Consider the following 18,362-nt stretch of genomic DNA (forward strand, 5'->3'; position numbering starts at 1 on the left):
ATGCCTGCGCAGGCTTGCAGGCTTTAGCGATTTGAGGATCAAGATGAACAAGGAACAGACTAAGGTTGCGTCAGCGCGCCTCCTTCTTGCAGCCGGGGTTTTCGGACTGGCCCTTGGTGGGCTCGTGCCCGTCTTTTCGTTCACTTCGGCCGCAGTGGCGCAAGAGGATGGAGGGCATAGTGACGGCGGTCACGAAGATGGCGGTCACGAAGATGGTGGCGACAAAGGCGGCAAGGGTAAAGGTGGTCAGGGCGAAGGCGGCCACGGTGAGGGCGGCCAAGGCAAAGGTGGCCACGGCGAGGACGGCGCGGGTCAGGGCGGTCCGGGTGAGGATTCCGACGGCCAAGGCCCCAGAGCCGGCAGCGGTGGGTCCGAGGGTGGCAAGCCCGCCTGGGCGCAGGAAGGCATTCCGGAGGTTGAACTCGGTCGCCTGAACGTGGCGCGCTCACCGGACCAGGTGCTTGAACGCGCACTGGACGAGGCCGTTGCCTCACTCACGCCCGAAATGATCGCCTACTACAACCTGTCGCTGAACGAGGCGATTGAAGAACTGTCCCTGAACTTCGACGAGGTCGCCTTCATCGACTCGCCGCTGCAGAACCTCGCCCTGCTCGAGGACGTGCTAAGCGGCGGCACCAAGTTGGAAGACGCCGGGGTCACTACGGGGGACTCCGTGCTTGCGGCCATGCTGCTCGGGGCGGCGTCGGACAAGACCGTTCCGATCTCGACCAGTACCGTCGTTGCGATAACGACCATCCTCGGCACGCCGATCTCCCTCGAGGCGGCCGAAGATCTGGCCGATAGGGCTGAAAGGATCCGGATCGCCATCCTGGCAGGGCACGGCTGATTGGCGCAATTGCAACAGCGAAGATCAATCGGCCCCGGCTGTGCTTGCAGCCGGGGTCGCTTATGCAGGATGATCTGCACAGATTTGCAAGTCTATAGTGGAGAGGGATCAGGATGAGTCGGGATAGGAAAACGGCTGCCTCAGCGCGGCTCATTATTGCGGCGGGGGTTATCGGACTCGGTCCCGCTGCTCTGGCGCAAGACACTGGCGAAACGCTTCCAGAGGAATCCTACCTGCGGATCGAACTTGGGGTGGTCCAGCCCGATGCCGGCGACGCCAGCTGGCTCCCTCCCGGTCCAAGTGACCCGCGGGTATACTTCGACCTCGATCTCGACAGCGCAGCGACGGGTGCGATCGCCTTCGGCCGCAGCTTTGGCGAGGGCTGGCGGGGTGAAGTGGCATTCAACAGCTTCGCCAGCTCGGATTTCTCTGGCAACTGGAGCTATACTGTCCCCGCTGACCCCGGGCCGCATGCCAGCATGGAAGGGTCGGTCAAATCGGTCGCATTCTTCGCAAACGGGTATTACGACGTCCCGGTGGAGGGTGACTTTACCCCATTCCTCACCGCAGGACTCGGCATGGCGCGCAACTCGATGGACGACTGGACGCGGATCAACCCCGATGCAGAACGCACCACGCGCAGCTTTGCCGGAAGCAGCGACAGCGGGTTTGCCTGGAACATCGGCGCGGGTGTCGCATGGGATGTCGGGTCCATCGGCGGTTCGGGTCCGGCAAAGCTGGAACTGGCATGGCGCTACTTCGATCTTGGGTCCGTGTCAGGCTCTGCCGCGCCACTTGAGGGCAGCGGGTCAAGCACCCCAAGAGAGCCGCTGAACTTTGACGTTACGAACCAGGTGTTCTCGGTGGGACTGCGTTTCCCGCTCTGACGCCCGGCGTCGCTCCGGACCTCAGTCCGGCTGCAGCATATACCCCTCGCCGCGCACCGTCTGCAGGTAGCGCGGCGCCTTCGGGTCGTCCTCGATCTTGCGGCGAAGGCGCGTGATCTGCACGTCCACCGCCCGCTCCTGCGCGGCGTCGCTGCTGGCGCCCTCGGCCACAAGCTTGTCGCGCGGGATAGGCCTGCCCGGCTGGGCCGCGAAGATGCGCATCAGTGCCACCTCGGTCGCCGTCAGCCGTACCGGGGTGTCCCCGCGCCACATCTCGCCCCGGTCGAGGTCATAGCGCACCGCCCCCATGTGGATCACCTGCCGTACCGGCTCGGCCGCCTTGACCTGCGGCACCCGGCGCAGGATCGCGTTGATCCGGAGCAGCAGCTCCTTTGGCTCGAAGGGCTTCACGAGGTAATCGTCCGCCCCCGCCTCCAGCCCCTCGATCCGGTTCGCCGTCTCGCCCTTGGCCGTCAGCAGCAGGATCGGCGTCGTCATCCGCTTCCTCAGGTCGCGCGTCAGGCTGATCCCGTCCTCGCCAGGCATCATCACGTCAAGGACCAGAAGGTCGAACTCCAGCCCCGCCAGCACCCGCCGGGCCTGCGCCGCGTCGCGGGCGGTCGAAACCAGATAGCCGTTCCGCATCAGGAACTTCTGCAACAGGCCCCGGATGCGTTCGTCGTCATCGACGATCAGAAGATGCGCATCGGGCTGCGACATCAGCCACCCTCCTTCAGCCGGTTGTAGTGGCGCCGCATCTCGGGATCCATCATCGCCTCCAGCACCTGCCGGAATCCCGCCACCGCCGCCGGCCCAGCCGCCCGGTAGGCCGCCCGCATCCGCGCCCGCTGTGCATCCGAAAGCTCGCGTTCCAGCATCTGCCCCTTGTCCGTCAGGTAAAGATGCCGTTCCCGCGCATCCGCCTTGCCCTTCTCGCTGCGAACCAGACCATCGTCGATCAGACTGCGCAAGACGCGATTCAGCGACTGCTTTGTAACACCAAGGATCGACAGCAGGTTGGTCACCGTCGTCCCCGGGCTGCGATGGATGAAATGGATCGCCCGGTGATGCGCGCGGCCATAGTCCATCCCCTCCAGGATCCGGTCCGGGTCGGCGGTGAAGCCGCGATAGGCGAAGAACATCGCCTCGATTCCCTTCCGCACCTGCTCGTCCGTCAGGAACAGCAGGCTCTCCCCGCCTGGCGTCTCGGCCATCCCCACCTCCGCTTTCCGGCGAATTTACGTCAGCCTTGTTGACTTTCCAAGCACGAACCCATAACTCTGCCCCGATTTCGCGCAAGAATCTGTCCGATCCGGACCTTTCCGGCGCAACATTCGAAAAACTGGAGGGTGGAATGTCAGGCTACGACGATCGCGACGGGTTCATCTGGATGGATGGCAAGCTGGTGGAATGGCGTTCTGCGAACGTCCACATCCTGACCCACGCGCTCCACTACGCCTCCGCCGTCTTCGAGGGTGAGCGTTGCTACAACGGCAAGATCTTCAAGGGCCACGAACATTCGCTCCGCCTCCTGAAATCGGGTGAGCTTCTCGACATGCCGATCCCCTACACGGCGGACCAGATTGACGCGGCGAAAGAGGCCACCCTGAAAGCCAACGGCCTGACCGACGCCTATATCCGCGCCATCGCCTGGCGTGGTGCTGGCTCCGACATGGGCGTCGCCTCGCTCCAGAACCCCGTCCGCCTTGCCGTGGCCACCTGGACCTGGGGCAGCTACTACGGCGACGCCAAGTTCAAAGGGGCGAAGCTCGACATCGCCAAGTGGAAGCGCCCCAGCCCGGAGACGATCCCGTCCGAGGCCAAGGCCGCCGGCCTTTACATGATCTGCACCATGTCCAAGCACGCCGCCCAGGCCAAGGGCTGCTCGGACGCGATGATGTTCGACTACCGCGGCTACGTCGCCGAGGCGACCGGCGCCAACATCTTCTTCGTCAAGGACGGCGAAGTGCACACCCCGAAGGCCGACTGCTTCCTGAACGGCCTGACCCGGCAGACCGTGATCCAGATGCTGAAAGACATGCAGATCAAGGTCCACGAACGCCACATCATGCCGGAAGAACTGGAAAGCTTCGAACAGTGCTGGCTGACCGGCACCGCCGCCGAAGTCACCCCCGTGGGCCAGATCGGCGACTACAACTTCGAGGTCGGCGATCTCTGCAAGCGCGTGGCGACCGAATACGAACGCCTCGTCCGCGCCTGACATTCCCCACGGCCGGGAACCGATTTCTTCAAAGAAATCGGACCGGAGCCTTTGAAGGCTCCGATGCGGAGTTTTCGAAAACTCCGCCCGCCCCTTGCAGTTAGGCGATCGACCAGCCCCGCTGCCGTCCCGCCAGCCGCGAGCCCGTTCCGGCAGGCAGCTACCCCTGGTTCCAGAACGCCCCTTCGTTCAGAAGCCAGGGGAACCGCGCCCTGATGTCCGCATCCTCGCGCCACGGATCGACAGGCTTCCACCGGTCGGTCCGCGCCACGCGGCTGTCATTCATCCCGTGGACGCTCCGCAGGAACATCCGCTTTCCCGGTACCACGACCGGCTCATGCAGCAAGGGCGTCTTCCGGTGCTGGATGCCCAGGATGTTCGCATCCCCCGGCGCGCCGACCAGCGTCAGGCCCAGATTGATGAACGGGTAGCGGTGCGCATAGACGCCCGCCGCCGTGCGCCCTTCCGCATCCAGCCCGATCTCGAACCCATAGCCCGACGGGAAGGACACAAAGGCAAGCTGCCCCGGCCCCAGCACCCGCCCCGCCGCGTCCAGCGCCGCCAGTTCGCGCCGCAGGTCCGCGACGAAATCCACCGCCAACCCGTCATCGTCATCCAGCACCGCCTGTGCGACCAGCCCGTCCGCGGGCACCAGCGTCTGCAGATACCGCCGCAGGTGGACAGCCGAGGGCGCGGGCCGCCGGGCCAGGATCACAAAGCGCCCGCCCACCCCATAGGCCGAGGCACAGGCCTCATTCAGCTCGGCCATCGCCCAGGGGGGAAGCTGGGCGCTGGTCAGGATGACATGGGTGAAATCCCGGTCGGTCTGCGCCACAAGCGACGGCAAGGTCACCGTCCGGAACAGCTCGGTCCGCAGACGCAACCGCCCGGGGTCGAAGAGCAGCGCCGCATCCCGCGACGCATCGCTCTTCCACCCCGACCGGCCCAGGAACGAAAACCGCGTCACCACGACCAGCGGCGCCTCTGCCAGACGCTGCCGGCCCATCTCCCCGCCCTCAGTCATCGGCCATCCCGGATGCCGGCTCTGTCCCGCCCAGGTTGCCGATCCAACCCGACCCGGTCTTCTGCCGCAACATCGCCCGCGCGGTCTTCATCAGCCCGATTTCCTTCAGGATTTTCACGTCCCGGTAATGGATGGTGAAGATCTCGCGGTCCTCGGGCAGCGGCTTGCCCCGCAGGACACCGCCCAGGATGAAATGCTGCTCTTCGGGCAACTGGTTCCACTCCAGCCCCGCCCGGCGGATCGCCAGCGGCAGCGACATCTGGTCCAGATAGGGCCGCCGCGCCGGCAGGTCGGTCTTGTCGATCTCGGTCGCAGTCTCGTACCAGACGTCGGCGAAGCGCCGTCCGTTCACCGGCCCTTCCGGAAAGACCACGAGGCCCGAGCTGAAGTAAGGCACCACCTCGGCCCGCGACCGTCGCATCAGCCGCACCCGCTCCGTCGGGACGGGCATCCCGAAGACGCCGTAGATCTCGTCCCACACCGACTGCTCGCCCCACTGCATCGAGGCCGCAACCGAACAGCTGACCTTGCCAGGGCTGATCAGCGCCTCGGGAGTATTCGGTCGCAGGAACAGCACATCACTGTCGACAAAGGCCGAATACTGGCTGTCGCGCGGCTCCAGCGCCGCCAGGATCTTGTTGCCATGCGGATAGGCCGGGTCCCAGCGCCCTTCGGTTCGCATCGGCCGGATTTCGGCGCCCATCAGCTCATGCGCGCGGATCACGCCCGGCTCGATCTCGGCCATCCGGTGCTCGGGGCAATAGCCGATGGCCCGGACATCGGGCGGAAACTGAGCGCGAAGCGAGGCCAGAAGATAGCAGGCCATGCGCTGGAATTCCGGCGGCTCGACGATGTAGATCACCGTCAGCAGCGGCTTTCCGCCCCCCGCCTGACCATCGCCCTGATCCTTACCGTCCAGCACGTCCGCCCCTGCCCGCAGCGCCTGCCCGGCGCCCCGCCAACAGAGTCGGTTTTCACCCCTTTCGCAAGCCTCGTCCGGGGCGCCGCCGTTGGATCAGACGACCTCGGTCACCACCTCGATATTGCCCTTCGTCGCATTGGAATACGGGCAGATGTGGTGTCCGCGTTCGGCGATCTTCTCGGCCACCGCGCGGTCCACGCCCGGCATGCTGACGACCAGCCGCACCTTCAGCCCGAACCCGCCATCCGACCGCCCGCCGATCCCGACATGCGCGTTCACCGTGGCATTCTCGGGCACCGTGCCCAGCTTCTCGGTCGAGGCGGCATAGCGCATCGCACCCAGGTAGCAGGCGCTGTAGCCGATCGCGAACAGCTCTTCCGGGTTGTGCCCAAGGCCCGACCCGCCCAGCTCCCTGGGGCTGGCATGGGTCACGGTCAGCTGCCCGTTCACCAGCCCGGAAACGCCGTTCCTGCCACCGCCGGTCGCCTTCGCCTCGGTCCAGTACTTCACGTCCACGGTCATCGAAAGCCTCCTCGGATGGGTTTCCACCCCGGATGGAGGCCCGAAGCCCGGGCATTGTCAACTGTCCGTAGGACCGAGAGGCCGGTGGTCACCAGACCTTTACAAATGGTAAACGCCCACAGACAAGCGTTTGATTTCGCTGCATTCTTCAGTTTTGACCACTGTGGTCAGTCAGGCGGTCCGCCCCCGCTCGATCCGCAGGAACTGCCTGATCCGCGTTACGCCTGCCCCCGCCCTCGTCCGGTGCCAGGTCTCGCGCGGGGTGCGGGCAAGGCGCAGGAAATGCTTCGTCCGGCTGCCGGTGGTGGCCTTCCGATGATCCGCAAGATGACGGCTCATGTCTTCCTCCATGGTTGCGCAGGAGCGGTAGAATGCTCCCGAATCGCCTGCCGCGCCACCACCTTCTGCCGGGCGCGCGTCAAACCGCTTGCAGCCGTTCCACCGCCCAGCGCGCCGCGTCTGCCACGGCCGGATCAGGATCGTCCCGCAGCGCGGCTGCTGTCGCCCCCAACCCCGAGACCCCCGAATTCCCGATCGCATAAAGGACGTTCCTGACGAACCTGCCGCGCCCGATCCGCTTGATCGGGCTCCCCGCAAACCGCTCCCGGAAGCCTGCATCGTCCAGCATCGCAAGCTCGGCCAACTCGGGCAGACCGACCCGTGGCTGATACCCGATCTCCCGCGCCGCCACGGCGAACTTATTCCAGGGGCAGACGGCCAGGCAGTCGTCGCAGCCATAGATCCGGTTGCCCATCAGCGGGCGCAGCTCGGGGTCCACCGGCCCTGCATGCTCGATCGTCAGGTAGGAAATGCAGCGCCGCGCATCCAGCTGGTAGGGCGCAGGAAAGGCCCGCGTCGGGCAGATGTCCAGACAGGCCGTGCAGGTCCCGCAATGGGAAACCTCTGGTGCGTCCGCCTCCAGCTCCAGCGTGGTGAAGATCGCGCCCAGGAACACCCAGTTCCCCAGGTCACGCCCCAGAAGGTTCGTGTGCTTGCCCTGCCACCCCAGCCCCGCCGCCTGCGCCAAGGGCTTTTCCATCACCGGCGCGGTATCGACGAAAACCTTGATCTCGCAAGCCTCGGACGACCGGGCCGCCTCCTCGATCAGCCAGCGCCCCAACCGCTTCAGCCGTCGCTTCACAAGGTCATGGTAATCCTTCCCCTGCGCATAGACCGACACCACCCCCCGGTCCCGCGCCGCGAGCCCTGCCATCGGGTCCACTTCAGGCGTATAGGCCTCCGCCAGCATGATCACCGACCGCGCCTCGGGCCAAAGCGCCGCCGGGTTCCCCCGCCAGCCCTCGCGCTCGGCCATCCAGCCCATCTGGCCGTGCCGCCCGTCCAGCAGAAAGGCGCGCAGCTGCCCCGCCGCCTCGGGGATCGCGTCCGGACGGCAGATACCGATGCCTGCAAAGCCCTCTTCCAGCGCCTGTGCGCGAAGACGCTCCTTCAGGCTCATTCTTCGTCCACAAATATCTCGGGTGCGTTCACGGTTGCGCCACTGGTTCGAGAAACCGTGGACGCGGCGGCAGCGCCCCGGGGGTGGGCCTCAGAAATCCAGGTCGGCATAATGCTGGGCCGGCGGAAAGCCCGAAATCTGGTCGGCCAGCAAAGGCCGGAACGACGGGCGCGACTTGATCTTCGCATACCAGTCCTTCAGCACCGCATGCCGGTTCCAGTCCACATCGCTGATGTAGTCCAGGCAACTCAGATGCGCCGCCGCGGTGAAATCGGCCAGCGTCATCTCGTTCCCCGCCAGCCAGCGCCGCTGGTCCAGCAGCCAGGCCATGTAGTCGAGGTGGTACTTGATCCGGGTCGAGCCCAGCTTGACGTTCTTCGAATCCGGATAGCCCTGCCCGGTAACCTTCTTGTTCACCCGCTCATAGAGAAGCTTCGACGTCACCTCGTCCTGGAACTTGTCGTCGAACCAAGCGCACAGCCGCCGCACCTCATACCGCCCCTCTGCGGTCTTTGGCATCAGCGGCGGCTCGGGTGAGATCTCGTCCAGGTATTCGCAGATCGCCTGGCTTTCGCTCATCGTCCGCGGGCCCATCTTCAGGATCGGCACCTTCCCCGCCGGGTTCCTGCGCAGGAAATCGGGCGAGGGTTCCCAATAGCGTTCCTCGACCAGCTCCACCTCGATCTTCTTCTCCGCCAGGGTCAGGCGCACCTTGCGGCAGAAGGGAGAGAGGGGAACATGGTACAAACGGTTCATTACAGGACGGCCTCCGGTCTTCTTCCTTCATTGCCGCTTGGTGGGGCCGATTTCAATCCCTGCCGCCCCTCAACCCTCGAAACAGGCGGAACGACCGTCCGCCGCGATGGTCTCGGCGCCTGAAATGATGCTGCGCGTCCGGCTGCGGACAAAGCTCGACGGCTCGGACGCGCTGCGCCCCTTCGGATCGGGCAGCACCGCCGCCAGCCGCGCCGCCTGCAGGGCGCTCAGGTCCTTCGCATCGACGCCGAAGTAGTGCTGCGCCGCCGCCTGCACGCCGAAGACGCCCTCGTCGAACTCGGCGACGTTGAGATAGACCTCCAGCACCCGCTGCTTTGACCACACCAGCTCGACCACCGGGGTCAGCACCGCCTCCATCGCCTTCCGCAGATAGCTGCGTCCGTGCCAGAGGAAGACGTTCTTCACCACCTGCTGGCTGATCGTGGACGCCCCCCGGTTGCTGCCCTCATCAATGGCCTGCCGGATTGCGGCCATGTCGAAGCCCCAGTGGTTGCAGAAATTCGCATCCTCGGCCGCGACCGCCGACCGCCCCATCACGGGCGCCATATCCTCGAAGGACACCCAGTCCTTCTCAATCCCGCCCAGACGCCAGCTTTCGCTCATCTGGTACAGGTTGGTCCGGGGCGGCAGGAAGCTGAACAGAAGGATCAGCACGGCATAGACCGCCGCGATCCCGCCAAGCCCCCGCAGGACCCATTTCGCCACGACCCGCCAGAGGCGCGGCTTCGGCGGCGGGGCCTCTTCGACCTTCGGCTTGCGCTTGCGTGCGGCCGGGGCTGGCTTTTCGGCCGGTTTCTCTGCGCTTTTCTCGGTCATGGGCGCGAGGTTAGACGCCGCCCGGGCCAGCCCGTCAAGAGGACCCGGCCCCGGTTACTTCCGCCCACCGCCAAGCTGGTCATGCGGCATGTGGAGGGGCGGCACCTGCTCGAGGAACTTCTTCAGCTTCGCCTCGGCCTCGTGGCTCAGCGAGGTGTGGATCACCCGGCCCTTCTCGCGGAACTGCTCCAGCTCGGCCAGCACCTTGTCGGGCGTCATCTTGCGGACCAACACACCCACCGCCGCCCCGCCCTTGTCCAGGCTGTGACCGACATCGCGCAGGAAATCATCGTCGATCCCCATGTCGCTGAACTTGCCCGCAATCGCCCCCGCCCCCGCCCCGACAGCGGCCCCGACGATGGGGTTCAGGAACAGAAGGCCGATCAGCGTGCCCCAAAGGCCGCCACCGATGGCCCCGCCGGTGACCAGGTTCACCGACTGGTTCAGCTTGACCTTGCCGCCGTGGTCGCGGGTGACGACGACCACATCCTCCATCTCGATCAGGTATTTCTTCTGCAGAAGCACCAGCGCCTCGCCTGCCGCGAAGGCCGTTGCCTCGTCCGGGAAGGCCACGATGATCAGGTCGGACATGGGGTTCTCCAGGTGAAACGGGCCGCAACCCAGCGGCTGCGGCCCGTCTTTAGCACATCCAAAGCGGTTTGGGCAGACGATTCCTATTCAGCCGGCACCTTCGCCACCTCGTCCGACAAGGGATAGGGCAGGCGGCTGACCATCTCTTTCGGGCAGACCTGCAGGAAGTTCAGCCGCTCGCGGTCCCAGTTCGCCAGGATGCGCTCGGCGATCCGGCTGCCGGTTTCCTCGTGGTGCCGGGTGATCAGTCCCTTCAACTGCAATTCCCAGTGCGGATGCGCGACCGCGCAGGTGATGATCGACTCGAGGTTCATGAAATCCTCGGCCACGCCGTCGGGATCGTAGACATAGGCCATCCCGCCCGTCATCCCCGCCCCGAAGTTCGCGCCGATCCGGCCAAGGATCACCGCAACACCGCCGGTCATGTACTCGCAGCCGTTCGACCCGCAGCCTTCGACCACGACATGCGCGCCCGAGTTCCGCACCGCGAACCGCTCCCCGGCGCGGCCAGAGGCGAAGAGGAACCCGTCGGTCGCCCCGTAGAGGACAGTATTCCCGATGATCGTGTTCTCCTCCGCCTTCAGCGGCGAGGACATGAGCGGCCGCACGGTGATCGTGCCGCCCGACAGGCCCTTGCCGACATAGTCGTTGGCATCGCCCTGCACTTCCAGCTTCAGGCCGCGGACGCTGAACGCGCCCAGGGACTGCCCGCAGGACCCGGTCAGCTTCACGGTCAGATGGTCCGGCTGCAGCGCGTTGCGCATCCCGAACTTCTTCACGATATGGCTCGACGCCCGCGTGCCGATGGTCCGCAGCGTGTTCCGCACCGCGTAGCTCAGCTGCATCTTCTCGCCATCCTCGAAGAAGCGGTGGCCGTCCTTGATGATCTCGGCGTCCAGCGTGTCCGGCACGGCGTTCCGGGGCTTCGACCGGTCATAGGTGATCGACCGGCTGCCATCGACGGTGATCAGAAGCGGGTTGAGGTCCAGGTCGTCAAGGTTCGCGGCCCCGCGCGACACCTGCGTCAGCAGGTCGGCCCGCCCGATGATCTCATCCATGGACCGCGCGCCGATCGAGGCGAGGATCTCCCGCACTTCCTGGGCGTAGAAGGTGATCAGGTTCACCACCTTGTCCGCCGACCCGGTGAACTTGGCCCGCAGGCGTTCATCCTGCGTGCAGACGCCCACCGGGCAGGTATTCGACTGGCACTGGCGCACCATGATGCAGCCCATCGCGATCAGCGCCGCGGTGCCGATGCCGTACTCCTCGGCCCCCATCATCGCCGCCATGACGATGTCACGCCCCGTCCGCAGGCCGCCGTCGGTCCGCAGCGTCACCCGCTCACGCAGGTTGTTCATTGCCAGCACCTGATGCGCCTCGGTCAGGCCCATTTCCCATGGCAGGCCCGCGTATTTGATCGACGTGGCAGGCGAAGCGCCCGTCCCGCCGTTGTGGCCCGAGATCAGGATCACGTCGGCCTTGGCCTTCGCCACGCCCGCCGCAATCGTGCCCACACCGCTGGAAGACACCAGCTTCACCGTCACCTTGGCGCGTGGGTTGATCTGCTTCAGGTCGTAGATCAGCTGCGCCAGGTCCTCGATCGAGTAGATATCGTGGTGCGGCGGGGGCGAGATCAGCGTCACGCCCGGCGTCGAATGCCTCAGCCGCGCGATCAGCGCCGTGACCTTCATCCCCGGCAGCTGACCGCCCTCACCCGGCTTGGCCCCTTGCGCGACCTTGATCTCAAGCTCCTCGCAGGCGTTCAGGTATTCCGCCGTCACGCCAAAGCGCCCGGACGCCACCTGCTTGATCTTGGCGGACGGGTTGTCCCCGTTCGGTTCCGGCGTGAAATGCGCCGGGTCCTCGCCGCCCTCGCCCGAGTCCGACTTCGCGCCGATCCGGTTCATCGCCACGTTCAGCGTCTTGTGCGCCTCGGGCGACAGCGCCCCGAGCGACATGCCCGGCGTGACAAACCGCTTGCGGATCGAGGTGATGGATTCCACCTCCTCGATCGGCACCGGCTTGCCAAGCGTCTTGATGTCCAGAAGATCGCGCAGGTGGATCGGCGGATTCGCCCGCATCGCGGCGGAGTATTGCTTCCAGAGGTCGTAACTCGCCCGGTCGCAGGCCGATTGCAGCATATGCATCGTCTGCGCTTCCCAGGCGTGCTTTTCGCCCGACCGCCGCGCCTTGTAGAAGCCGCCGATGGGCAGCACATCCGCGCCGCCCAGCCAGCCGCGCTTGTGCACCTCTTCCAGCTTCTGCTCGACACCCGTGAGACCAATCCCCGAGATGCGGCTCTGCATGCCCGGGAAGTACTCGGCCACCATGGCGCGGGACAGACCCACCGCCTCGAAGTTCAGACCGCCTCGATAGCTGGAGATCACCGAAATCCCCATCTTCGACATGATCTTCAAGAGCCCTGCGTCGATGGCATCCCGATACCGGCGCATTGCGTCGGTCAGCGAGCCTTCCAGCAGCCCCCGCTCGATCCGGTCGGCAATCGAATCCTGCGCAAGGTACGGGTTCACCGTCGTCGCCCCGCAACCGATCAGCACGGCGAAGTAATGCGGGTCCATGCATTCCGCCGACCGCACGTTGATCGAACAGAAGGTCCGCAGCCCCTTGCGAGTCAGCCAGCTATGCACCGCTGACGTGGCAAGGATCATCGGCATCCCCACCTTTTCCGGCCCCTGATGCTCATCCGTCAGAACCAGCTGGCCGGCGCCCGACCGCACCGCATCCTCGGCCTCGGCCCGGATCCGCTCCAGCCCCTGCCGCAGGTCATCCAGCCCCTCGCCCACAGGGAAAGTGCAGTCGATGAAGGCCACCTGATCGCCGAACCGCTCCACCATCACCTCGAACTCGCGGTTCGCGATGAAGGGGCTTTCGAGGACGAGGATTTCCGACTGGCTGGAGTTTTCGTCCAGCACGTTCCGCAGGTTGCCGAAGCGGGTCTTGAGGGACATCACCCGACCTTCGCGAAGCGAGTCGATGGGCGGGTTCGTCACCTGGCTGAAGTTCTGGCGGAAGTAATGGCTGAGGGGCCGGTAAACCGACGACAGCACCGCCGGCGGCGTGTCATCGCCCATCGAGGCGACCATTTCCTTCCCGTCCTCGGCCATCGGCGCCAGGACCTGCTCCAGCTCCTCCACCGTGAACCCTGCCGCGATCTGGCGCTTCCGCAGCTCGCCACCGGTGAAGGTCTGCGTCTCGGGGATATCCCGCAAGAGGCTGTTGAGATCGACAACCTTCTCGATCCACTCGCCATAGGGCTGGGCGGCGGCGAGTTTGTCCTTCATCTGGACGTCGTGGTAGAGCTTCCCCTCCACCATATCGACCGCGATCATCTGCCCCGGCCCAAGCGCGCCCTTCTCGCGGACGGTGCTTTCATCCACCGGCACCATCCCGGCTTCCGACCCCGCGATCAGCATCCCGTCGCCCGTGATGACATAGCGCATCGGCCGAAGGCCATTCCGGTCCAGGCCCCCGCAGACCCAGCGCCCGTCGGTCATGGCCAGCGCCGCCGGGCCATCCCACGGCTCGATCACCGAGTTGCAGTAGGAATACATGTCCGCCCAGGCCTTGGGCATGTTCACCGTCTGCTTTGACCAGGCCTCCGGCACCAGCATCGTCTTCGCCATGGGGGCGGAACGCCCCGAGCGCACCAGCACCTCGAACACCGCATCCAGCGCGCCACTGTCCGAAGTCCCCCCCGGAATGATCGGCTTGATGTCCTCGGCCGCCTCGCCGAAGTTGGCGCTGGCCATCCGGATTTCGTGGCTCTTCATCCAGTTGACGTTGCCCTTCAGCGTGTTGATCTCGCCGTTGTGCGCCAGCATCCGGAACGGCTGGGCGAGCCACCACTGCGGGAAGGTGTTCGTGCTGTAACGCTGGTGGTAGATCGCGAAGGCGCTCTCGAACCGCTCATCCAGCAGGTCCGGGTAGAAGGTCGACACCTGCTCGGCCAGCATCATCCCTTTGTAGATGATCGACCGGCAGGACAGCGAACACAGATACATCCCCTGGATGCCCGCCGCCGTCGCTGCCTTCTCGATCCGGCGACGAATGATGTAGAGCTCGCGCTCGAACTGCTCCTGGTCGATGTCCTTCTCGCAGCGGATCAGGATCTGCTCGATCTCGGGCCGCGTCGCATTGGCCTTGTCGCCCAGGACGCTGACATCCACCGGCACATGCCGCCAGCCGTAGATGTAATGCCCCATCCGCAGGACCTCGGTCTCCACGATCGTCCGGCAGCGTTCCTGCGCGCCGAAATCCGTCCGCGGCAGGAAGACCTGGCCCACGGCGATCAGCTTCGACATGTCCGGCTCATGCCCCGTGCGGCGCACCTGGTCGTAGAAGAACTTGACCGGGATCTGCACATGGATCCCCGCGCCGTCGCCGGTCTTGCCATCCGCATCCACCGCGCCCCGGTGCCAGACCGCCTTCAAAGCGTTGATGCCGTTTTCCACGACCTTGCGGGAGGGCTTGCCAGAGATCGACACGACCAGCCCCACGCCGCAGGACGAATGTTCATCCTCGGTCTTGTAAAGCCCGTTCGCGTCCAGCCAGGCGCGCTTTTCCTCTTCGGCCTTCACCCAGGCGGCGTCAAACGTGGTCATGGGCCTCTCCTTCATTCACTGGCCAGAAGCGGGAATTTTTCCACGCACTGCGCTCGCGTCAAAACCTGCCGACCGCTGCCTGCGAAGGCGTAGCTGTCGGGTTTGTGGTCGATGTAGATCTCGTTCGTCATGGTCAGCCCGTTCGCATCGTCAAACGTGCCGACCGGCAGCTCCAGGTTGCCCGCATAGGGACCATCCACCGTCACCCGGAACCAGAGGTGCGAGCCGCAGTCGGCGCACCACGCCCGCTCGCCCCAGGCGCTGGACTGGCGCTTGGCCACATGATCAAGGCCCGTCCAGTCTACGTTCCCCGCCGGAACCGTGATCCCCAGCAGGGCCGAGCCGGTCCATTTCCGGCACATCGGGCAATGGCAGACACCGAAGTTCGTGCCCGTCAGCCGCGCCTTGAATCGCACGGCACCGCAAAGGCAGCCGCCGTCACGCTCAAGGCTCATGGCTTACCCTCCAGACCGGAAGTTCCGCCGTCAGCGCGTCGCAATCATACTTCGGCTGGGACGCAAGGAACCCTTCTTCCCCGGGGAAAATGAACTCCACCGGGCTGCCGTCGATCGGCAGCCACCGGCCATCGCCAAGGTCCGTCTCGCCCGGTCCGGCAAAGAACATCCGCCACTCCGGGTGGAGGTATTCGTTCCCGCGCGACCGGCGCAGGACGGTTCCGGACAGGTCGTATTCGGTGAAGTCGACTTCTGTCTCGCTCAGGGTGATGCCGTCGATCGTCATGGTCCGGCCGGTCAGACGGTCATAGCCTACGGCCCTGATCCCGGTTCCGTCGTCCCGCGTCTGGGTGAAATCCCAGGTGTCGATGCCGCTGGATAGAAGTTCCGAGAAATTGGCGGGGTCGGCAGGCGACGGGTCAAGGACCTGCCGCTCGGGGCCGTAGCTTTCCACCCACTGCGCTTCGACATCGATGCGCGAAAGGAAGAACGGCCCTTCCTGATCCATGTCGACGCGCCACTGGTCGCCGGGGGCGTCGGCCACGCATTTGTAGTAGTGCGACACCCGGCAAGCCTTCGACTGAACCGTCATGAAGGCCTCGCACCCTTCCGGCACGGCCCAGTTGCCGGCCAGCGCGGGGGCGGCCGTCAGGGTCAGGCTGGCAAGGATCAGGCAGGTCCGCATTGTCGTTTTGCTTCGGATCAGGTCAAAACTTCTGACGTTTCTAGTTTCGGATGTCGCCCTTGCGTAGAGACAGAAGGAAGACGCGTGGAAGACACAAGGAAGACGCTTAGGCTTTCATTCACTATTCCGCCGCCACCGCCCCGGCCCCGGCTTCGGTCTGCGCCAGGTAGCCAAGGATCGCTTCCGCCGCCTCGCGCCCGTCGCGGATCGCCCAGACGACCAGCGAGGCGCCCCGCACGATGTCGCCCGCCGCATAGACGCCCGGCAGATTGGTCTCGTGCGTGCGGAAATCGGCCTTGATCGTGCCCCAGCGGGTGACCTTCAACTCCGGCACACCCCAGAGCGTCGGCAGGTCTTCGGGCTCGAACCCCAGCGCCTGAATCACAAGGTCGGCGGGCTCGACATAGTCCGCGCCCTCGATCACCTCCGGGGTCTGACGACCCGTCGCATCCGGTGCGCCAAGGCGCATCTTCTGGACCATCACGCCATCCACCTCGGTGCCGCCGGTGAAGCCCTTCGGCGCGGAAAGCCACACGAATTCAACGCCTTCCTCTTCAGCGTTCTGCACTTCGCGCTGGCTGCCCGGCATGTTCGCCCGGTCGCGGCGGTACAGGCACTTCACACTAAGCGCCCCCTGACGTACCGCGGTGCGCACGCAGTCCATCGCGGTGTCACCACCGCCGATGACGACAACACGCTTGCCGCTGGCGTTCAGCTCGCCGTTCTCGAAGGCTGGAACATCGTCGCCAAATCCCTTGCGGTTTGACACCGTCAGATAGTCCAGCGCCTTGACAATGCCCTTGGCGCCCACGCCCGGCGCTTCGATGTCCCGCGCCTTGTAGACGCCTGTCGCGATCAGCACCGCGTCATGCTGTCCCCGGATCGCGTCGAAGGTGATGTCCTCGCCCACGTTGCAGTTCAGGACGAAGTTCACGCCCCCGTCCGCTAGCTGGGCGTTGCGGCGCTCGACCACGTCCTTCTCCAGCTTGAAGCCGGGGATGCCATAGGTCATCAGCCCGCCCGCGCGGTCGTAGCGGTCATAGACCGTGACCTGCACGCCCTGCCGCCGCAGCATGTCCGCCGCCGCAAGGCCGCCCGGACCCGCACCGATGATGCCCACGCTTTCGGGGCGTTCGGCATGCGGGCGGATCGGCTTGACCCAGCCTTCCTCCCAGGCGGTGTCGGTGATGTACTTCTCGACGCTGCCGATGGTCACCGTGCCGTGGCCCGATTGCTCGATCACGCAGTTTCCTTCGCAGAGGCGGTCCTGCGGGCAGATGCGGCCGCAGATTTCCGGGAAGGTGTTGGTGGCCTGACTGATCTCGTAGGCCTCTTGCAGCCGCCCCTCGGCGGTCAGCTTCAGCCAGTCGGGGATGTTGTTGTGCAGGGGGCAATGCGACTGGCAGTAAGGCACGCCACACTGGCTGCAGCGCCCGGCCTGCTCGGCAGCCTTCTGGTCCGCGTACTCGCGGTAAATCTCGTGGAAATCCTGCGCACGCGAGGATGCGTCACGCTTTTCGGGCATTTCCTTCCCGACGGTGACGAATTTCAGCATCTTCTGCGTGGCCATCGCTGCGCCTCATGGAAATCGACTTCGGACCGCCCTCATACAGGCGTTCCGCGCAACATAAAAGTCAGTATAGTTTACCTAATTGCGGGTTTCTTTCGGGATGAGGCAGAAAAACTGACGTATCGATCTGAAATTAGGTCAGCACACGTTCCAAATCTACCTAGAACCCCAGCGAAAGTGCCAGCAGTGCGGCACTTCCCACAATGATTCGCCACCAACCGAACAGCGCATAGCCGTTCCGGCTGATGTAGCTCAGCACCCAGCGCACCACGCAAAGGGCCGTCACGAAGGCCACCGCAAAGCCGACAGCGATTTCCCAAATGGCCCCGAAATCAAGCACATCGCGGTTTTTGAACAGGTCATAGGCCACCGCCGCACCCATCGTGGGCAGGGACAGCAGAAACGAAAACTCCGCCGCCGCGCGCTTTTCGACCCCCATCATCAGCGCCCCCACGATCGTCGCACCCGACCGGCTGACGCCCGGGATCATCGCAAGGCACTGGCAGAAGCCGATCGCCAGGGATTTCCCGAACGGCAGCGCCAGCGCATCGTGATGGACCGGCGCAGGGGCGATGCGGTCGATGACCAGAAGGACGAAACCGCCAAGGATCAGCATGACTGCGATCAGCATCGGGGTCTCGAAAAGGACATTCTTGATGAAGTCATGCGCCAGAAGGCCCACGATCACCGCCGGAAAGAAGGCCAGCAGGATCGACACGATGGACCGCCGCGCCGCGTCGTCATGCGGGGCACGGACAAGGATCCGCAGCACCGTCGCCGCATAGACCGAGGCAAGCGCAAGGATCGCGCCCAACTGGATCACCACCTCGAACGTCTTGCCCTTCGACTCGAAGCCAAGGAAGTGCCCGGCAAGCAGCAGGTGCCCGGTCGATGAGACCGGCAGGAACTCGGTCAATCCTTCCAGAAGGCCAAGGAAGGCGGCGGTCAGGGTTGTGTCCAACCG

At 65.2% G+C, this 18,362-nt stretch carries 19 protein-coding genes; 3 read left to right on the forward strand and 16 right to left on the reverse strand.

All coding sequences use genetic code 11. From position 1 onward, the window contains the following. Nucleotides 1-70: 70 nt before the first annotated feature. The gene (locus tag AC2D9V_RS05420; RefSeq protein ID WP_484713001.1) at nucleotides 71-346 is read right to left on the reverse strand and encodes a hypothetical protein; all 276 of its coding nucleotides are present in this window, start codon (nucleotides 344-346) and stop codon (nucleotides 71-73) included. 90 nt (nucleotides 347-436) lie between these two features. Between AC2D9V_RS05420 and AC2D9V_RS05425 the strand changes: the two genes are divergently transcribed. Both AC2D9V_RS05425 and AC2D9V_RS05430 read left to right on the forward strand, forming a co-directional pair. After that, on the forward strand, nucleotides 437-847 hold the full coding sequence (locus tag AC2D9V_RS05425; protein ID WP_484713002.1) for a hypothetical protein: 411 nt from the start codon (nucleotides 437-439) through the stop codon (nucleotides 845-847). A 113-nt stretch (nucleotides 848-960) separates the two neighbouring features. Continuing rightward, nucleotides 961-1,734, forward strand: a complete 774-nt coding sequence (locus tag AC2D9V_RS05430; protein WP_484713003.1) for an outer membrane protein — start codon at nucleotides 961-963, stop codon at nucleotides 1,732-1,734. A gap of 21 nt (nucleotides 1,735-1,755) precedes the next feature. Here the strand turns inward: AC2D9V_RS05430 and AC2D9V_RS05435 are convergent, their stop codons facing one another. Both AC2D9V_RS05435 and AC2D9V_RS05440 read right to left on the reverse strand, forming a co-directional pair. Then, nucleotides 1,756-2,454, reverse strand: coding sequence for a response regulator (locus AC2D9V_RS05435; RefSeq protein WP_484713004.1), 699 nt, complete (start codon nucleotides 2,452-2,454; stop codon nucleotides 1,756-1,758). Beyond that, nucleotides 2,454-2,948 carry a MarR family winged helix-turn-helix transcriptional regulator gene (locus AC2D9V_RS05440; protein WP_484713005.1) on the reverse strand — a complete coding sequence of 165 codons (495 nt, stop codon included), beginning with the start codon at nucleotides 2,946-2,948 and terminating at the stop codon, nucleotides 2,454-2,456. Before AC2D9V_RS05440 ends, AC2D9V_RS05435 begins: the two co-directional genes overlap by 1 nt. A gap of 140 nt (nucleotides 2,949-3,088) precedes the next feature. Here AC2D9V_RS05440 and AC2D9V_RS05445 point away from each other — a divergent pair, with 140 nt between their 5' ends. Then, nucleotides 3,089-3,955, forward strand: coding sequence for a branched-chain amino acid aminotransferase (locus AC2D9V_RS05445; RefSeq protein WP_484713006.1), 867 nt, complete (start codon nucleotides 3,089-3,091; stop codon nucleotides 3,953-3,955). 160 nt (nucleotides 3,956-4,115) lie between these two features. Here the strand turns inward: AC2D9V_RS05445 and AC2D9V_RS05450 are convergent, their stop codons facing one another. The 13 genes from AC2D9V_RS05450 to AC2D9V_RS05510 form a co-directional block, all read right to left on the reverse strand. Further along, nucleotides 4,116-4,979: a glycosyltransferase gene (locus AC2D9V_RS05450; protein WP_484713007.1), complete on the reverse strand. Its 864-nt coding sequence runs from the start codon at nucleotides 4,977-4,979 to the stop codon at nucleotides 4,116-4,118. Beyond that, complete coding sequence (locus tag AC2D9V_RS05455) at nucleotides 4,972-5,901, reverse strand: hypothetical protein (RefSeq protein WP_484713008.1); 930 nt, start codon at nucleotides 5,899-5,901, stop codon at nucleotides 4,972-4,974. Before AC2D9V_RS05455 ends, AC2D9V_RS05450 begins: the two co-directional genes overlap by 8 nt. Nucleotides 5,902-5,994: 93 nt before the next feature. Further along, nucleotides 5,995-6,423, reverse strand: a complete 429-nt coding sequence (locus AC2D9V_RS05460; protein WP_484713009.1) for an organic hydroperoxide resistance protein — start codon at nucleotides 6,421-6,423, stop codon at nucleotides 5,995-5,997. Between the two features lie 171 nt (nucleotides 6,424-6,594). After that, on the reverse strand, nucleotides 6,595-6,762 hold the full coding sequence (locus tag AC2D9V_RS05465; RefSeq protein WP_484713010.1) for a hypothetical protein: 168 nt from the start codon (nucleotides 6,760-6,762) through the stop codon (nucleotides 6,595-6,597). A gap of 79 nt (nucleotides 6,763-6,841) precedes the next feature. Next, complete coding sequence (queG, locus tag AC2D9V_RS05470) at nucleotides 6,842-7,882, reverse strand: tRNA epoxyqueuosine(34) reductase QueG (RefSeq protein WP_484713011.1); 1,041 nt, start codon at nucleotides 7,880-7,882, stop codon at nucleotides 6,842-6,844. A gap of 90 nt (nucleotides 7,883-7,972) precedes the next feature. Next, nucleotides 7,973-8,638 carry an FtsZ-binding protein FzlA gene (gene fzlA / locus AC2D9V_RS05475; RefSeq protein ID WP_484713012.1) on the reverse strand — a complete coding sequence of 222 codons (666 nt, stop codon included), beginning with the start codon at nucleotides 8,636-8,638 and terminating at the stop codon, nucleotides 7,973-7,975. Nucleotides 8,639-8,707: 69 nt separating this feature from the next. Next, the gene (gene mtgA, locus AC2D9V_RS05480) at nucleotides 8,708-9,475 is read right to left on the reverse strand and encodes a monofunctional biosynthetic peptidoglycan transglycosylase (RefSeq protein WP_484713013.1); all 768 of its coding nucleotides are present in this window, start codon (nucleotides 9,473-9,475) and stop codon (nucleotides 8,708-8,710) included. A gap of 54 nt (nucleotides 9,476-9,529) precedes the next feature. Beyond that, nucleotides 9,530-10,066, reverse strand: coding sequence for a DUF1269 domain-containing protein (locus AC2D9V_RS05485; protein WP_484713014.1), 537 nt, complete (start codon nucleotides 10,064-10,066; stop codon nucleotides 9,530-9,532). A gap of 83 nt (nucleotides 10,067-10,149) precedes the next feature. Beyond that, nucleotides 10,150-14,688, reverse strand: coding sequence for a glutamate synthase large subunit (gene gltB / locus AC2D9V_RS05490; RefSeq protein WP_484713015.1), 4,539 nt, complete (start codon nucleotides 14,686-14,688; stop codon nucleotides 10,150-10,152). Between the two features lie 11 nt (nucleotides 14,689-14,699). Further along, nucleotides 14,700-15,143: a GFA family protein gene (locus AC2D9V_RS05495; protein WP_484713016.1), complete on the reverse strand. Its 444-nt coding sequence runs from the start codon at nucleotides 15,141-15,143 to the stop codon at nucleotides 14,700-14,702. Next, nucleotides 15,133-15,828, reverse strand: a complete 696-nt coding sequence (locus AC2D9V_RS05500; RefSeq protein WP_484713017.1) for a hypothetical protein — start codon at nucleotides 15,826-15,828, stop codon at nucleotides 15,133-15,135. The genes AC2D9V_RS05495 and AC2D9V_RS05500 overlap by 11 nt, the downstream gene beginning before the upstream one ends. Before the next feature lie 121 nt (nucleotides 15,829-15,949). Beyond that, nucleotides 15,950-17,398: an NAD(P)-dependent oxidoreductase gene (locus AC2D9V_RS05505; RefSeq protein WP_484713018.1), complete on the reverse strand. Its 1,449-nt coding sequence runs from the start codon at nucleotides 17,396-17,398 to the stop codon at nucleotides 15,950-15,952. A 160-nt stretch (nucleotides 17,399-17,558) separates the two neighbouring features. Continuing rightward, nucleotides 17,559-18,359 (reverse strand): undecaprenyl-diphosphate phosphatase, encoded by an 801-nt coding sequence (locus AC2D9V_RS05510; protein ID WP_484713019.1) that lies wholly within the window; start codon nucleotides 18,357-18,359, stop codon nucleotides 17,559-17,561. Nucleotides 18,360-18,362 lie beyond the last annotated feature (3 nt).

The sequence above is a fragment of the Tabrizicola sp. T46 genome (assembly GCF_057219895.1).

Bases quoted from the DNA above. Each gene is read 5' to 3' on its own strand.
- AC2D9V_RS05430 (WP_484713003.1), top strand. From the start codon at position 961: ATGAGTCGGGATAGGAAAACGGCTGCCTCAGCGCGGCTCATTATTGCG.
- AC2D9V_RS05435 (WP_484713004.1), bottom strand. From the start codon at position 2,454: ATGTCGCAGCCCGATGCGCATCTTCTGATCGTCGATGACGACGAACGC.
- AC2D9V_RS05440 (WP_484713005.1), bottom strand. From the start codon at position 2,948: ATGGCCGAGACGCCAGGCGGGGAGAGCCTGCTGTTCCTGACGGACGAG.
- AC2D9V_RS05445 (WP_484713006.1), top strand. From the start codon at position 3,089: ATGTCAGGCTACGACGATCGCGACGGGTTCATCTGGATGGATGGCAAG.
- AC2D9V_RS05450 (WP_484713007.1), bottom strand. From the start codon at position 4,979: ATGACTGAGGGCGGGGAGATGGGCCGGCAGCGTCTGGCAGAGGCGCCG.
- AC2D9V_RS05460 (WP_484713009.1), bottom strand. From the start codon at position 6,423: ATGACCGTGGACGTGAAGTACTGGACCGAGGCGAAGGCGACCGGCGGT.
- AC2D9V_RS05465 (WP_484713010.1), bottom strand. From the start codon at position 6,762: ATGAGCCGTCATCTTGCGGATCATCGGAAGGCCACCACCGGCAGCCGG.
- queG (WP_484713011.1), bottom strand. From the start codon at position 7,882: ATGAGCCTGAAGGAGCGTCTTCGCGCACAGGCGCTGGAAGAGGGCTTT.
- fzlA (WP_484713012.1), bottom strand. From the start codon at position 8,638: ATGAACCGTTTGTACCATGTTCCCCTCTCTCCCTTCTGCCGCAAGGTG.
- mtgA (WP_484713013.1), bottom strand. From the start codon at position 9,475: ATGACCGAGAAAAGCGCAGAGAAACCGGCCGAAAAGCCAGCCCCGGCC.
- AC2D9V_RS05485 (WP_484713014.1), bottom strand. From the start codon at position 10,066: ATGTCCGACCTGATCATCGTGGCCTTCCCGGACGAGGCAACGGCCTTC.
- gltB (WP_484713015.1), bottom strand. From the start codon at position 14,688: ATGACCACGTTTGACGCCGCCTGGGTGAAGGCCGAAGAGGAAAAGCGC.
- AC2D9V_RS05495 (WP_484713016.1), bottom strand. From the start codon at position 15,143: ATGAGCCTTGAGCGTGACGGCGGCTGCCTTTGCGGTGCCGTGCGATTC.
- AC2D9V_RS05500 (WP_484713017.1), bottom strand. From the start codon at position 15,828: ATGCGGACCTGCCTGATCCTTGCCAGCCTGACCCTGACGGCCGCCCCC.
- AC2D9V_RS05505 (WP_484713018.1), bottom strand. From the start codon at position 17,398: ATGGCCACGCAGAAGATGCTGAAATTCGTCACCGTCGGGAAGGAAATG.